13 protein-coding genes are annotated in these 14782 nt (G+C 41.4%); 4 read left to right on the top strand and 9 right to left on the bottom strand.

Annotation, left to right across the window (positions count from 1 at the left end):
• Nucleotides 1-24: 24 nt before the first annotated feature.
• On the bottom strand, nucleotides 25-393 hold the full coding sequence (locus QWY86_RS05695; protein WP_290239666.1) for a hypothetical protein: 369 nt from the start codon (nucleotides 391-393) through the stop codon (nucleotides 25-27).
• An 18-nt stretch (nucleotides 394-411) separates the two neighbouring features.
• Nucleotides 412-1359, bottom strand: a complete 948-nt coding sequence (locus QWY86_RS05690; RefSeq protein WP_290239665.1) for a DUF8464 domain-containing protein — start codon at nucleotides 1357-1359, stop codon at nucleotides 412-414.
• Between the two features lie 2119 nt (nucleotides 1360-3478).
• Here QWY86_RS05690 and QWY86_RS05685 point away from each other — a divergent pair.
• On the top strand, nucleotides 3479-3661 hold the full coding sequence (locus QWY86_RS05685; RefSeq protein WP_290239662.1) for a hypothetical protein: 183 nt from the start codon (nucleotides 3479-3481) through the stop codon (nucleotides 3659-3661).
• 5 nt (nucleotides 3662-3666) lie between these two features.
• The gene (locus tag QWY86_RS05680) at nucleotides 3667-4242 is read left to right on the top strand and encodes a hypothetical protein (protein ID WP_290239659.1); all 576 of its coding nucleotides are present in this window, start codon (nucleotides 3667-3669) and stop codon (nucleotides 4240-4242) included.
• Between the two features lie 81 nt (nucleotides 4243-4323).
• On the opposite strand, the gene QWY86_RS05675 is transcribed toward QWY86_RS05680, so the two are convergent.
• The 4 genes from QWY86_RS05675 to QWY86_RS05660 all read right to left on the bottom strand — a co-directional run bounded on the left by QWY86_RS05675 (nucleotide 4324) and on the right by QWY86_RS05660 (nucleotide 10635).
• On the bottom strand, nucleotides 4324-5760 hold the full coding sequence (locus QWY86_RS05675) for a TolC family protein (RefSeq protein ID WP_290239657.1): 1437 nt from the start codon (nucleotides 5758-5760) through the stop codon (nucleotides 4324-4326).
• Nucleotide 5761: 1 nt separating this feature from the next.
• Nucleotides 5762-8899, bottom strand: coding sequence for an efflux RND transporter permease subunit (locus QWY86_RS05670; protein ID WP_290239655.1), 3138 nt, complete (start codon nucleotides 8897-8899; stop codon nucleotides 5762-5764).
• Nucleotides 8900-8970: 71 nt separating this feature from the next.
• Nucleotides 8971-10089 (bottom strand): efflux RND transporter periplasmic adaptor subunit, encoded by a 1119-nt coding sequence (locus QWY86_RS05665; protein ID WP_290239651.1) that lies wholly within the window; start codon nucleotides 10087-10089, stop codon nucleotides 8971-8973.
• A gap of 141 nt (nucleotides 10090-10230) precedes the next feature.
• The gene (locus QWY86_RS05660; RefSeq protein ID WP_290239649.1) at nucleotides 10231-10635 is read right to left on the bottom strand and encodes a hypothetical protein; all 405 of its coding nucleotides are present in this window, start codon (nucleotides 10633-10635) and stop codon (nucleotides 10231-10233) included.
• Between the two features lie 222 nt (nucleotides 10636-10857).
• Between QWY86_RS05660 and QWY86_RS05655 the strand changes: the two genes are divergently transcribed.
• The gene (locus QWY86_RS05655; RefSeq protein ID WP_290239647.1) at nucleotides 10858-11151 is read left to right on the top strand and encodes a hypothetical protein; all 294 of its coding nucleotides are present in this window, start codon (nucleotides 10858-10860) and stop codon (nucleotides 11149-11151) included.
• Nucleotides 11152-11343: 192 nt separating this feature from the next.
• Nucleotides 11344-11913, top strand: coding sequence for a translation initiation factor IF-3 (gene infC / locus QWY86_RS05650; protein ID WP_290239645.1), 570 nt, complete (start codon nucleotides 11344-11346; stop codon nucleotides 11911-11913).
• 445 nt (nucleotides 11914-12358) lie between these two features.
• Here infC and QWY86_RS05645 read toward each other — a convergent pair whose 3' ends face one another.
• The 3 genes from QWY86_RS05645 to QWY86_RS05635 all read right to left on the bottom strand — a co-directional run bounded on the left by QWY86_RS05645 (nucleotide 12359) and on the right by QWY86_RS05635 (nucleotide 14505).
• The gene (locus QWY86_RS05645) at nucleotides 12359-13219 is read right to left on the bottom strand and encodes a nucleotidyl transferase AbiEii/AbiGii toxin family protein (RefSeq protein WP_290239644.1); all 861 of its coding nucleotides are present in this window, start codon (nucleotides 13217-13219) and stop codon (nucleotides 12359-12361) included.
• Nucleotides 13216-13854 (bottom strand): type IV toxin-antitoxin system AbiEi family antitoxin domain-containing protein, encoded by a 639-nt coding sequence (locus tag QWY86_RS05640; RefSeq protein WP_290239642.1) that lies wholly within the window; start codon nucleotides 13852-13854, stop codon nucleotides 13216-13218. The genes QWY86_RS05645 and QWY86_RS05640 overlap by 4 nt, the downstream gene beginning before the upstream one ends.
• A 471-nt stretch (nucleotides 13855-14325) precedes the next feature.
• Nucleotides 14326-14505 carry a hypothetical protein gene (locus QWY86_RS05635; RefSeq protein WP_290239640.1) on the bottom strand — a complete coding sequence of 60 codons (180 nt, stop codon included), beginning with the start codon at nucleotides 14503-14505 and terminating at the stop codon, nucleotides 14326-14328.
• Between the last annotated feature and the right edge of the window lie 277 nt (nucleotides 14506-14782).

Genomic DNA, 14782 nt, shown 5'->3' with positions numbered 1-14782 from the left:
TAGTCTGGCAATAATAATCATGTGCTATTCCCTCCATTCAATCCTCATTAATAGTTTTCTTATCTGTACTTCTAATTTGTGCTGCTGAATAAGATAGTCTTTAATGCTGTCTTCCATATTAATAGCATCTTTCAAGTTCGCTTCATCAGGAAGCTCAAAATATCTCTGCATGGCCAAATTGATGGATGCCATCTCAGATCCAATTTCACTAAAAATTAAAAGCAATTTAGCGGGATTTACTATTAGCATATCAGGATGCAGTAACCTGCTTCTTATCAGATCAGACATCGTAGCGCCCAATTCAAGACGAAGCGAATTAACTTTCTGCATTTCCTCAGGACTTAAAAAGCACTTTACTATAACATTACGCTTTTGTTTCTTCGTTGACTTCATAGATCACTAAAGGATGAGTTAACGAATTGGACCAGTCCTGACTTGTTTTAAAGGAAAATCCTTGATGTGTTCTGTAGCTATCCATACTTGTAATTTCTCATTAAAATCATTGTAGCCTGCATATAGTCCTGACTTATCTATCGCGTTTGGGATCGCCCGCAGCAATAAATCCGTTGCTTTCCTGCCAGCGGTATCGTGATCAAAAAAAGCATCAACAGATGAATATTCCTTTGCCCTTTCTATGGCCGGCTCGATAAAAGAAAGCGAGTTGAGGATTAATATACTTGAATTCTCCTCTGGAAAAAGTTTTTTCCAGCTTAGAAAATCCATCATGCCTTCAAAAAGCTTAATACTGGAATTATCGCCAAGGATATAGTTCATCGCTTTTTTATCGAGACACCCTTTGAATTTAGGACTTCTGATTTCCCAGCCGCCAAGTTCATTTTGCCAGGCAGCAGCAAATAATTCCTTCCTGGATTTATCCGGCATCTTTATGCTGTATTGAAGCTCTTTTAAAAAAGGGACTGCTACATCAAAAATCCCCCTTGATTTTAGGTAAGCAGTAATTGAAGGATTATTTCCAAGAGACTGGCTTCCTCTTATAATATAGCTTGGTTCACGCATAGACATGGAAGTTTGTTTATAACTGTGGGAGCGCTGCGCTAACTCGCCATACATCTGTCCGCTAAGTTTTAAAAGCTCAGTAATGGCTTCTTTAAAGGATAGATTGAACCAATAGGCAAGCGCAAATTCTATTACGGAGCCGCCTTTACCCATGCCGTGATCATACCAAAGTCCAGACCGTTCATTAACGCAAAAAGAAGGAGCAGAATCATTATCCCTTAATGGCGACAAATAAAAAAGTTCAGCACCACTTTTCTTAATAGGCTCATGTCCAAGCTTGCTTAGAACTCCAACCAGGTCAGTTGATTCGCGAATTTGGTTAAGTTCAAATCTAGTTTCCATAGAATTGGCTTTGTTTAGATACTTATTGTTATATACAGCACTTGATAAACCTTAAGGTATTATGGGGATTGAAGCCTGCAATAAAACGTAAACCTTCTTATATAATGACTTTGAAAACCTTCTCCACACCCGTGGGATAGATATTGCTTTTTCAATAAAAAAAGGGTATAACCATAGCTCAGGTAATTATGAAAATGCTGTGCGGGTTGAACAATCGGCTCAAGTGATTTGCAAGCTCGACATGTTTTTTTAACAGGTCTTTCAACTTAAACTTTCAGAGATTTGCTATAGCAGACAAATTCAGGTATTCCCTTAAAGACAAGCCGGTTAATCGATACTGTATAACTTTTATACTCAAATATTGATTAACCTATCATTCCAATCTATTGAATTAGTCCTTTGCCGAACAATTTCCAAAATCCTGTTGTGAACGAGCAGGTTAGATTTAATTTTTAGATCTCAATTTGCACGCTATTAATGCAAAAAAAATACTGCACTTATATGATGCAAAAATCCTCCAATACTGCGTTTAAAAGGTACATAATTCAGATTATGCTTCTATGGTAGCCAATTAACGGTGCACCAAGTTAGACTATGTTTTTTTTTATCAATGAACTTTACCAAAAATTATATCCAATCCTTCCTTGTCTTTTAGTATCCTTAAATTCTTGGAGCAGATCTCTTTTATAAAAATCTGTCCCCATTAGGCAATTTTAATGGCCGCAACTTTGCATCCCTTACCTTTCTCTTATAAGTAATTTTACTTATTGCCAGATAATTTTTCACTTCTTATTGGTCGGTCTGAGGACTTTCCTCACAAATCAGATTTCCATTGTATTTATTAATAAACCAGTATCGAACAAGATATCCAAAAGCGGGTCCATCTTAGTCATGGGCAATGCCTTTAAATTTTTCCCTAAGTTGAGCAATTTCAGCATATTAAGAACGTCTTTTTTAACCATTGGGATTTATTACTGGAAGCGATAGCTAGTATAAAAAAAAAGGGGCATGAAGCCCCCTCAACCTAAACCATACTGATAAATAAAGTTTTCGGTATTTTCCGGAATTACTCACGTCAGTCTATACAGACCGGGCACTTTGCCTGCCCCTGCGCGTTCGTTCTATTGATATTATCTCAACTTCGCAGGATTTTCCGCTATTCGCAGAATAATGCTTCATTCCTATATGTCAAAGAGCTCAGGATGGTTATCCATCCAAGCCAAGGGCCGGTTGTAATTATCCTGTATTGCTGCTGGCTGAGCCAGCAAAAGTTTTTATCAATTCTTTTTTTGTTCACTTTTTGTATTTAAGTCTAGTCTTCCTTTTGCGCATTTATATTATTTTAGATGCTTATCACACGCGACTAATCCAAAGGCCTCGTAAAAATGTTATGCTTAAAGATTAGCTAAAAATGGCAAGCCTTCATGCGCTTTGAGCGCGACTTTAGTCCAAAGGATAAAGGCTTTAAGAGCATGAATCAAACTTAAGATGGAAATTCTACAGCGACGAAAAATGAGCTGAATTGGGCTCAAATGAACTGAAATGAGCCAATTTGGACTATTTTTTCAACATTTAACAGGCAGTTTGAGACGAATAAAACATCAGTATTGAAAACTGAAAAACTACAGAATCTTTATTTCAGCCGAGCCCAAAAAAAGAGATAGAGGACGCTTTTAGGAATATTGCAATCCAATCCGAATTTATAATTCAAAAAGAGAAAAGGATGGCCTAAATATCCATTTAGGCCGCGACAATAAAATCAGAGTAATCATAGGTAATTAGCTATAAATCAAGCTATTTAAGAAATAAAAAAACGAAACCTGTTGACATTCATCTTTTTTATCATTACAAATTCCAATAACCTTCCCCCCGCTGTTAAGCATTTGTTAAGATAGCGTTAATCTGCTATTTTAGCGTCCAATGCGCCAACGAAACGGTGATATCCCCTAGGTTATTATCGAAAATAATACATGGAATATGTGACGAAAGCGATTTTGATTTTATTCCTTTGCATAAAAGTGTGTCACAAAACAATTAATCATGCAAGATGAGCAAAATAGGCATAATTGAGGGCATGTAACTATTCATAGACAAGTTCGAATCTGCCAAATATAAGGTGATGGAGTATGAAATAGAGGTATGGGGGATGAAAGATATTCACCGAAGTCTGGCAGAGGCAAGAGCAATCATTGAACGCCTTGAATTAAAGGTCAGTATAAGCCACGATGCCGGATGCTATCTTATGGCGCTTTCGAGTTTAGGAACAATTAAAAATTTCTGTAAATTATCCCAAAAAGTATAGTTAAAATGTACAGTTCGGTTAGAAGACATCTGACGGTCCGGAGTTTAATTGCTGCTGCCTTATTAATAATATTGATCAGTTCGAAGTTAAGTGCCCTGGGCCAGCAAATGGGTGCAAAAACCAAAATCTCTGTGGGTGGGGCTTTGGCCTTTCCAACTGGAATATCGGCTAAAACCTACCGGCGGGGTTACGGCGGCTCTGTCGTCGGCGAATACAACCTAAAAGGAAATCTCAATGCTGTGGGTTATCTGGGATACATGCATTTTCAATATAGGAAAGATGTGCGGGCCCGTCTGGAAAACTATGGCGAAGATACCCACATAAACGGCGTTATACCAGTAAAGGTTGGTTTCAGGTATTATTTTGGAGGAATCTATTATGCTGAGGCTTTAGGTGGATCCGCTTTCACGCTTGGCGAAAATCCCTATCAAGCCTTCACCTATTCCCCTGCCTTGGGCGCCTGCATACCTATAAATGATCGCTTTAGCGCCGACCTGGGCCTGCGTTATGAAAGCTGGGTAAGAAAGGGAGAATCCACATCGTTCTATGGTGCAAGAATAGGACTTGCAATGGCATTGTAGGTATTTTAAGTTCGGAAAAAACCCTGAGATCCCATTAAAGAAATCCCAGGGCAATGTAGTTTGTTTTAAAGCGAATAGTTTTTATCCTCCCAGCGCCCTGAAAAGGTTGATCAGTGAAGAGTAAGACTTCTGCTTTAAATCAACCTGTTGCATTTCTGCATCAAGCACGCTACGCTGGGCAACAATGACTTCCAGGTAACTGGCATATCCGGAAAGGTACAAGTCGTTGGCCGTTGAAACTGCTTTCTTTAGTTCCTCTACCTCATTTGATTTAAAACGGTATGCCTGTTTATAGTTTTCAATAGCCGAAAGCTGCACAGAGACTTCCTGGTAGGCTTTGATGATCCGACCCTGATAGTTGTAAAAGGCAGAAAGCTGTGCGGAGTTTGCCACCTCGCTACTGTTTTTGAGCGCTGCCCTGTTGAGCAATGGGGCACTCAGTCCGCCAAGGAAACCCGCAGCCATTGAAGCAGGCGAGAAAAGCAATGGAAGCTTAAAGGAGTTATAGCCAGCGTAGGCATCAAGGGTCAGCGTGGGTAGAAATGCCTTTCTTGCGGCATTCACATCTGCCTTCGAGGCAGCGAGTTGAAGTTCCGCTTCCCTGACGTCCGGCCTCGAAAGAATAACTTTTGCAGGAATCCCGGCATAAACCTCCCTGGGTAAAACTTTAGTAATTGCACTGGTATCACGACCGGGTTTTCCCCTGTATCTGCCCATAAGCATGTTGAGCTCGTTCTCGATCCTATTGATTGCCTGCCGGATTTCAAACTGCCTGCCTTGCGTGGCCATGCGCTGGGCCTTGAATTGACTGACCGCAAGCGCGGTTGCCCGGCCGCCAGCCATCTGGGCCTCTACAATTTCCAGGCCCTTATTTTGCAGGAGTATGTTTCGCTGGAGAATTTCTAAGCGTTTATCAAGAGCAGTAAGTTCATAATAAAGTTCTGCAACCTGGCTGATGATTTGTGTTTTATACCATTGCAGACCAGCCTGGCTTGAAAGGTAGCGGTTATATGCGGCCCTTTTCTTCTCAGATAGCTTTCCCCAGATGTCAATTTCCCATGAACTCCTGAAACCCGCAAAATAATCCGGCGTCGGGCTGGGGATCCGCTGCTTGTCATTCAGGTTATCTGAAAAATTGGTATCATAATTCCCTACCCCGTTCATTGTATAGTCTCCATAGTGATCTATCCCGGCAGATATGCCAGCGCTAAGTGAGGGATAGAGCTTTGAGCGGCTAAGGCGAAGATTAAGTCCTGCAACTAACACCCGCTGTACGCCGGATTGTATGCTAAGGTTGTTTTTAAGTGTGGTATCAATAAGACTCCTGAGATCGGGCTGGGTAAAGACGGCCTTCCAGCTTAAAGCCTCAGCAGGCGCAGAAGAGAGCCGGCTAAAGGAGTCAGGAAGCTTTTTGAGTTCAGGAAGATTTGCCTGCCTGACTGAGCTGCATGAGGTTATGAAAGCGATCAAGCAGGACATAATAAAAAATGGGATAATTATTTTAATATTTAATTTCATTTTAATTTGTTTTAAGCGTAGAACTTTTACCTGCCTGCTTTTTTTTGCGAGCTGCAAATACCCCATATAAACCTGGAATCAGTATTACGCCAAAGAGCGTTCCGATGAGCATTCCTCCTACTGCAGTCATACCAATCGAACGGTTCCCAACCGCGCCCGCACCTGAGGCAATACAGAGCGGAATGAGGCCTGCAATAAAAGCGAAGGAAGTCATCAGTATCGGGCGTAAGCGCGATACGGCGCCAAGGGCTGCTGCCCTGGCAACAGAAAAGCCTGCTTTGCGTTTTTGTTCGGCAAACTCAATAATTAAAATCGCATTCTTTCCAAGTAGTCCGATTAGCATGACCAGTGCCACCTGAGCGTAGATATTGTTCTCCAGGCCTGCCAGTTTTAGGGTAAAAAATGCTCCGGCAATTCCGGCAGGAAGCGAGAGCAGGACAGGCAGGGGCAAGAGAAAGCTCTCATATTGCGCGGCTAAAATGAGGTAGACGAATATCAGACAGATGATGAAGATGTAAATCGCCTGGTTTCCCGAAAGGATTTGCTCCCTTGTCATTCCAGACCATTCAATACTAAAACCACGTGGAAGCTTTTCCCGGGCAGTTTTTTCAACGGTCGCAATCGCATCGCTACTGCTAAAACCTGCAGCGGCATCACCGTTAATCATCGCTGAGGGATACATATTATACCGGTTAATCTGTTCTGGTCCATACACCCGCTCCATTGTGATAAATGCCGAGTAAGGTATCATCTCTCCACGGTCATTCTTGACATAGAGTTTTAAAAGGTCAGTAGGCTTGCCCCGGTATTGGGGATAGGACTGGAGCATCACTTTATACATCTGTCCGAAACGGATGAAGTTGGTTGCATAATAACTTCCAACTAAGGTCTGCAGGGTACCCATTGCATTTTCAATCGTCACCCCTTTTTGCGCCGCCATATCCTGATCGACATGGATCATATATTGCGGAAAATTTGGGTCAAAACTGGTAAAGGCACCGGAAATAGCGCTGCTTTTACGGAGTTCGGCAAGGAAGTCATTGGTTACCTTCGCCGTTTTTCCCATATCCTCGCTCTTGTTTTTATCCAGCAGCCTGAGTTCAAAACCGCTGGCGTTTCCAAAGCCGGGAACGGTGGGCGGGGAAAAAAATTCAATAGAAGCATCACTGATCCCCCTGGTCCTGGCTTTAAGGTCCGAGATCAACTCAGCTACACTTTCCTTTCGTGCTTCCCATGGGGAAAGGTTAATCATAGCCATACCGTAAGAAGCTCCTGTAATATCGCTCATAAGAGAATAACCTGCCAGGGTGCTCACATTTTCAATCGAATTAATGCTACTGGTTACCTTTTCGATCTGATCGAGCACCTGTTCTGTCCGCTCCACAGTAGAGCCAGGAGGCGTGGTCACGTTCACGTAAATCATTCCCTGGTCCTCAGTTGGAATAAATCCGGAAGGAAGAATGCTCGAGCCCAGCCAGCTCAGGAATATAAAAAGCAGCAATAGCCCAATAGTGACCACCCTTCGAGAAATGATAAATTTGACCAACCGGCCGAATTTTTTTTCGGTTTTATCATAGCCTTTATTAAAAAGACTAAAAAACCGCTGGAGCAAACCCTTTTTGCCAGTCTCGACATTATGCCGTAGCATCAATGCACAGAGCGCCGGGGTTAACGTTAATGCATTTATTCCCGATATTACAATGGAAATGGCCAATGTAAGTGAAAACTGACGGTAAAACACTCCAACAGGACCGGAAAGAAAAGCTACGGGGATAAACACTGCTGACATGACCAGGGTAATGGCCACAATTGCCCCGCTGATTTCTTTCATCGCCGCAATCGTTGCTTCCATCGGCGGAAGATGTTCTTCGCTCATTTTCACATGTACCGCCTCGACTACGACAATCGCATTATCAACCACAATCCCAATGGCCAGTACGAGTGCAAATAGCGTTAAAATATTAATGGAGAAACCCATGATCTGGAGAAAGGCAAGGGTACTAATCAGCGCTACTGGGACCGCAAGAGCGGGAATCAGCGTACTCCTGAAATCCTGTAGAAAAATAAATACCACGATGAATACCAGTATGAAAGCCTCCAAAAGTGTCTTTAAAACTTCATGGATACTTGCATCAAGGAATCGCGAAACATCATAGGCATAATTATATTCCATCCCGGGCGGGAAACTGGTGGCTTTAAGTTCAGCCATTTTTGACTTGATGTTATCGATTACCTCACTAGCATTTGAACCGGGCCTTTGCTTGATCATAATTGAGGCTGAAGGTTTGCCGTCAGTTTTGGAAACCATATCATAGCTGACGGTCCCGAATTCCAGATCGGCGATATCCTTTAACCTCACAAGGGCCCCGTCCCGTTCGGCACGGAGCACCAAATTCTCATAGTCCTCCTTATTGTTGAACTTACCGGTATATCTCAGCACATACTGCTTTACTTCTTTGCCTTTGCCGGAATTCTCACCTGCCACACCAGGCGCTGCCTCGATATTCTGCTTACGCATCTTATCGATGACCTCTTCTGCAGAAATATTGTAAGAACGCATCCGGTCAGGCTTAAGCCATACCCGCATGGAATAATCCCTGGCACCCATTATTTCTACAAAACCAACACCGTCTATCCTTTTGAGTTCCTGTAGCACATTGATGTCCGCAAAGTTATAAATGAACTCCTCGTTCATTTCCTTGTCGCTACTGGTAATATTTAAGTAAAGAAGCATACTGTTCACCTCTTTTTCAGTGGTTACACCAGCCTTTATCACCTCCTCGGGAAGCTCATCGAGAACAGTGGTTACCCGGTTCTGTACATTTACCGCAGCCTGATCAGGGTCGGTGCCGACATTGAAAAATACCTGAACTAATGTTACCCCATTATTGCTGCTGACCGTATTCATATAGGTCATTCCAGGAACGCCGTTAATCGCACGTTCAAGAGGGGTTGCCACAGCCTTGGCACAAACTTCCGCATTGGCACCATTGTAGTTTGCCGTTACCACCACAGAGGGCGGAACAATGTCCGGGAACTGTGTAATTGGGAGCTTAAAAAGGGCAAGGACGCCCAATAAAATCAATATAAGTGAAATAACCAGTGAAAGTACCGGTCTTCTTATGAAGGTCTCAACCATTTATTTTGGGTTATACCAATCCTATTCCGCTGGGAAATTTTCAGCAGAAGGAATGGAAATGAAAAAAAGAATTACTTTTTGGCCAGCAAAGATTTACCCGAGGTATACACCGGTTTAATGACGGCGCCATCCCGGATATTCTGTATGCCTTCGTACACAATGGTCTCTCCCGCATCAAGACCACTCGCGCAGACATAAAAACCAGGCAGACGCAATTTGGGCACGAAACTTTTCATTTTAACCATATTACCCTTACCCACTACAAAAACGTAATTTTTGTCCTGGATTTCAAATACGGACTTCTGGGGAATGAGAATACTACCTGCGAGTTTAGATTCCAGCTCAACTTTTCCGGATGCGCCATGCTTTAAAATATTTTTCGGGTTGGCAAAAACTGCCCTGAAGGCAATTGATCCGGTATTTCCCGAGAATGCATTTTCGTGTGTTTGTATCTTTCCTTTTACCGGATAGGCTGACCCATCCGATAGGATGAGCTTTACAGCTTTGTTCTGCTCGAAACGCCCTTTTCCATTACGCGTAAACTGCAGGTACTCATTTTCCGAAATGTCAAAATAAGCATACATCTCTTTGGTATCAGATATAGTTGTGAGCAGTGCACCCTCATCAATCAGACTCCCTGCTTTCAAGGGGATACGGTCTATAGTTCCATCGAAAGGGGACCGGATACGGGAATAGGAAAGCTTCTGATTGGCATCATCGATCATCGCCTTAGCCGTTTTGATCTTCGCTTCAGCTTCCGAAAACCTGGCATTTCCAAGCGAGAGTTCAGAAGGAGAAATTACTTTTTTATCCACTAGCGTAGTAATCCTTTCCAGTTCAACCTGGGCGATGCTGGCTGCAGAGAGTGCACTTGCCAGGTTCGCCTTAGCTTTATTAAGTGCGATTACATGTTCGCGGTCGTTCAGCTGAAAGAGCAGCTGTCCTTTATGAACCTTTTCTCCTTCATCTACCAAGACCTTTTCGATAAAACCATGTATTCTGGATCTGATGTCAACATTCTTATAGGCCTGAATATCGGCTACATAGTCGAAAGACAGTGAGGTATCCTGCTGGGCTAGCTTTAATACCGGTATCTCAGCAATCTCATTATCTTTTTTCTGGGCTGTCCCTCCTGTACATGCCTGCATTGCAGCAGCAAGGATCGGGATCGCCATCCATTTAATTTTCATTTGTGTGTTTTCCTTATTTCTTTTTGTAAAGCAGTGGCTATAACCAAAAGGTTATCACACAGCAGCTTATTTGATATTTAATTTTTATTCCGGCAAATCATAGGTAATCCTATTAGAAATGGACTACATAGCTGGGAAAAATTAGAAATAAGTCAACCTGTAGAGGAAGGCGTGTTGCCCGCTATAAAAATGTGGTGTTTCATAACCTAGCGGAGTTGAAACAGGAAGATGATAGCGAATCTCCAGGCGCTTTTGAAAGGGCTGAAGATCACTGGTGGCATCGTTGAGGTGCTGGAATTTCTTACGGAATTTTGGCTGTTTCTGATCTACCGCGGCCAGCGAAGCATGCTCGCGGTCCTCCCCTGAGATGGGGCCCATAATATTGGTAGACTTTATAGAAATAGAGGAAATCCTCTGTGCCAGATCCCCGGTTAGTTGGGATGGACGTAAAAAAAAGGAAGACAGCAAGAGCAATAGCAGTAACGGAAAATGTTCCGGAACAGCAGATCGGATTTTAAAAAACGAATCTTCTCTTGTTCTAACCATTGATGCACACTGATTTGAATGCAAAAGTACAAATCAAGGCACAAAATTCACTTGTATTACTGTAACAGATATGAAACTTAAAACTTTATTTTAGGAAAAACTGCTTTGATACGAAATTAAAAATGCGGTCTAGCAAGTGAGATGCACATCCAATTAAACTCCGATATTACTGCTAAAAAAATATATTTTTAAACTTTTTAGCTTCCCATTGGTCTATTTTATATGATAGAAACACAGGAAACCTTTAATTTTACCACAATGCCCTTGATCAGCGGTATTCTAGCGCTGATTTTCGGATCCTTTATTTTCATCTTCGCAATCTGGCGAAGAAACAAACGGAGAAAATTAATTGGAATCAATGAGTTCACCTGCTCAGACAGGATGGTAAACACCAAAAGCACAGAAAGAATATTGCGTTTTTTAGCGTTGGTGCTTCTAATATCAGGTTTTATACTCATCACCTATGAAGCGCTGAGAATTGAAGATAAGGTTATGAACGAAGTTAACGCAAGCTAATAAAAAACAGATCAGACTCAGGTTTATTGAAACGGTTCGTCGAAATCTAATTCGAAAACAGAATAGCTAAACGTACTTATAGAGTCATGATTTTGCATTCGGTTTGGATTTTTGCTCACAAAAAGCTATATTATTACTATCATCAAAAATTACCGCTTCAGGTAACAGAATTTTTCATTAAAACTTTTCAATTTGGCATTAAAAAAAGCAGGATTTTACAGGGGGCCACGCTTACCCTTCAGAAAGAAAGAAGCAGAACATAAAATAAATGAGTTTATAATCTCTCCGGAGGTTCGCTTGACGGGAGAGAATGTTGAGACTAATATTTATCCGCTCACGGAAGCACTCAAAATGGCAAAAGAACTAGATCTAGATCTGGTTGAAATCTCTCCGAACGCCACCCCACCCGTTTGCCGGATCATCGACTATAGCAAATTTCTTTACGAACAGAAAAAAAAGCAAAAGGAGATTAAAAGTAAAGCCAAGCAGACCATTACCAAAGATATTCGTTTCGGCCCAAATACCGATGATCACGATTTTCAGTTTAAACTTAAACATGCAGTCTCATTTTTGGAGAGTGGTGAAAAGGTCCGCGCCTTTGTTCACTTCAAGGGCCGCTCTATAGTATATAAAGACCAGGGCGAAATTCTGCTTTTGAAATTTGCACAAAGTCTGGAAGAGGTAGGTAAAGTTGAATTACTACCAAAACTCGAAGGCAAGAGAATGTTTTTGACCCTGGCACCAAAAGTCGTTAGAAAATAAAGAAGGGCAATACACCTTTTCTAAATGAAAAAGATGTTCTCCCAGTCATCAGAACCTATTTTGAAATCAGGAGCCATGTTACTGATAAGCATTTTACTAGGATCGGAACATTTCATATATAGTTTGGGAAGGCAAAGAGTTTCAACATCATCGATAGTATACTCTATAGAAACACCTCGCTATGCCCTAAATACCGGCATATCACTCTGTTTAGCAAAGGAATATTTTCATTTATAAACATCATCTTTAATCCTTTAGTCAATGGCAGTTTCTGATTAACAGACGGATGCTACCCGCATCTAACCATATCTTAACCAATTGGTCACAAGCTATCAAAGAAATCCCATTAAATATTTGTAAAGGCTTTTAATTATTAATCAATTTAGTACATTTTTTTGAATACATGGCTTCTGGTTTTAATTTTTCCAAAGCCAAGGTCTAGACCTTAATTCGGTCTATTGATTTTTAGTTTTGCACTCAGATCGTGGAAATAACTTGGGGACCATATTTCAAGTACCTTTGGATTCTTTATAAATCTAGAGATGTCAGCTTTGACAAAGTCCATTTTAACACTTTCGATCTTTTCGCTCAATAATTTCCTGAACTCTTCTTCGTTGATGGTCTCTTTTTTCCAGTCACTGCTATCTATCGCCCTTAGCAGGAAATGATTGAGATTGAGAGTATATCCTTTTTTGATGTACCATTCCATATCATACCAGTCCCGCCCCTTTACATTCGTGCCCCACTTTCGAAAAAGCAGTGCATGCATCTTTCCGGCAAAAAGGTCGGGGATCGACAGGCACTTTACGTAAAACGAAAAAGGCTTAAGCAATAACTTGTCCTCAGTATAAAACCCCAATGGCGGCTCTTTATCCACTTCTATCTTGATTTTAATGCTAGCTACTTCCTTAAGTCCGTTCTGTGGGATGACACCCTCCAACACAAGTTCCTTCCAAATGGTTTCCGATTTTAGAAAGGCTGAGTTGATGTTGCTCTTCACTGTCTTCTGTTTTTCCGAAATCGATACATGCATCCCTAGCGCGGCAAACTCATTTATGATAGCATCTTGGTATTTTTCCAGTGAAAAATCCGGATCAACAGCAAGAAGTGAAAAATCCAGATCTTCTGAAAATCGGTCTAGCCCGTAGAATATCCTGAGCGCAGTTCCGCCATAAAATGCCGCCTTTTCAAAAAAGCCGGCGCGGTTAAGTCCTGCCAGTGTAATCTCCTGCATGATTTCCCTCAATGCATCTTTAGCTTCTTCCCTGTTTGAGGGATGATAATCTTCGAGCCATTCCTTTATCATATTTTTTCGATCATTTTGATTAACATCTCCAGACTTTCCCTTTTGGGTGCATTTTCCAACCAGCTTAAGATTGCATCTAAATCAAACTTAGCTAGATCTTCTTCTTCCATTCTCAGGTTTCCAAAAACATAGTCCCTTGCAGAAGACTGGCTTCTTAAGGTTATGCCTGCTGTTGTAGCTATTTTATCGCATAGTGCCTTTTCAGGGGTTGCCATTATGGCTTTCTGATCTTTAGATAGGCTTACAGTAGCAAGGCCGAAAGCATAATAAGGCAATGGCAGGTTGGTATAGGTGTATAGTCCAATGTTGGTCTGAAATTTCCTCGAAGCTTTTGTAGTCATTGAAGTCACCGCAAAAACCTTCTCTGGAATTAGCCCGTAATGGGCGAGTGCACTTTCCATTGACAGGTAGCTTGGTCCTAGTATATGGTTGGCAAGCAATGCGCTTTCAGGTCGTTCAGCGCCAAGAGTTCTACCTGCTATATAAAGTCCCTTTTTGATCGGTTCGATCAGACCATCTGCTTTTAAAGATAGTATCTTATCATTTGGCCGTTTATAGTCTTTCAAAAGGCCAGCCAGTAGCTGATGGGTCAGCGGTTGGTTCGATAACTCTCTTAGTGCTGTCTGAATATCCATTGTAAAATATTAATAGGATAAACGGCTTATTTTCGTTTATCTTATGCCAAAAATACAGAAAATATTTAGATATGCGAAATATCAATAAGATAAACGGCTTTAAGCAGTTTATCTTATGTTATTTCAACAGAAAGATTGAGTTAAATAGCAGAAGTTACTAATGTATACTCAAAAGAAGGTTTCAAGATACATCCTGATTAGCGTGCTTGTGACCATCATTCCGAGCATATATCTTGCCTAAGGTATGGTGCAGAAAGTATTTTTGAAAACAATGCTCAGGCCTTTATTCGTGAGGAGTTCAACTTTGCAACCACGAAGGCTATCAATCGAAACCTTCGCCTCTCCAAAGGGGAGAAAGAGATTGACCTACTCCTGATTGGATCCGAGCTACCGCAGACCGGTATAAAAGCGCTTGAAGGTAGCTTAAAAAATATAAGCTGGAAGGCATCACTCTTAGAATCAGGCAGGGACTTAATGCCAGGCTTTATTGACTTTTCTCAAATCAAAACCAGTATCATGAAAGATGTTTTCAAAAAGGAAAATCAGTCCGCGAGCACCAAAAAGATCGATAAAATGTCGCAACCACTGCCTAACATCAGCGCTGAGTTGATCGCCCTTTTTCATCAAATCAGCAGCTATTCTCTCTCCCATACAATAATTAACAGTCTGGATACCTAGAAAAGGGATGCCCTTACCCTATTCACTGCAGAGGTCTCAAAGACGCCCTTGGGCTGCAAATCAGTTAAGAATTCGCTCTTGGCTAAAAAGCAGATTGAAAGTGGATTCCTTAAGAGTCGCTTACATTGAAAAAGAAATAAATCTTCATGCCAACTGCTCCAGGAAAAAATGGAACTGCTTAATGACTATAAAATCCAATAAACTTCATCAAGAAGCTAAAGATTGGTTAAATTTTCTATTTTGCAGGGTA

Origin of the sequence: Pedobacter aquatilis, from assembly GCF_030409415.1 — a bacterium.
Classification (GTDB): domain Bacteria; phylum Bacteroidota; class Bacteroidia; order Sphingobacteriales; family Sphingobacteriaceae; genus Pedobacter; species Pedobacter aquatilis.
This window is presented reverse-complemented; position numbering and strand designations above follow the sequence as displayed.

Excerpts from the sequence above, each read along its gene's own strand:
- QWY86_RS05675 (WP_290239657.1), bottom strand. The coding sequence starts at position 5,760 with ATGAAATTAAATATTAAAATAATTATCCCATTTTTTATTATGTCCTGC.
- QWY86_RS05670 (WP_290239655.1), bottom strand. The coding sequence starts at position 8,899 with ATGGTTGAGACCTTCATAAGAAGACCGGTACTTTCACTGGTTATTTCA.
- QWY86_RS05665 (WP_290239651.1), bottom strand. The coding sequence starts at position 10,089 with ATGAAAATTAAATGGATGGCGATCCCGATCCTTGCTGCTGCAATGCAG.
- QWY86_RS05640 (WP_290239642.1), bottom strand. The coding sequence starts at position 13,854 with ATGGATATTCAGACAGCACTAAGAGAGTTATCGAACCAACCGCTGACC.
- QWY86_RS05690 (WP_290239665.1), bottom strand. The coding sequence starts at position 1,359 with ATGGAAACTAGATTTGAACTTAACCAAATTCGCGAATCAACTGACCTG.
- QWY86_RS05695 (WP_290239666.1), bottom strand. The coding sequence starts at position 393 with ATGAAGTCAACGAAGAAACAAAAGCGTAATGTTATAGTAAAGTGCTTT.
- QWY86_RS05645 (WP_290239644.1), bottom strand. The coding sequence starts at position 13,219 with ATGATAAAGGAATGGCTCGAAGATTATCATCCCTCAAACAGGGAAGAA.
- QWY86_RS05680 (WP_290239659.1), top strand. The coding sequence starts at position 3,667 with ATGTACAGTTCGGTTAGAAGACATCTGACGGTCCGGAGTTTAATTGCT.
- QWY86_RS05660 (WP_290239649.1), bottom strand. The coding sequence starts at position 10,635 with ATGGTTAGAACAAGAGAAGATTCGTTTTTTAAAATCCGATCTGCTGTT.
- QWY86_RS05685 (WP_290239662.1), top strand. The coding sequence starts at position 3,479 with ATGGAGTATGAAATAGAGGTATGGGGGATGAAAGATATTCACCGAAGT.
- QWY86_RS05655 (WP_290239647.1), top strand. The coding sequence starts at position 10,858 with ATGATAGAAACACAGGAAACCTTTAATTTTACCACAATGCCCTTGATC.
- QWY86_RS05635 (WP_290239640.1), bottom strand. The coding sequence starts at position 14,505 with ATGGGAGAGAGAATAGCTGCTGATTTGATGAAAAAGGGCGATCAACTC.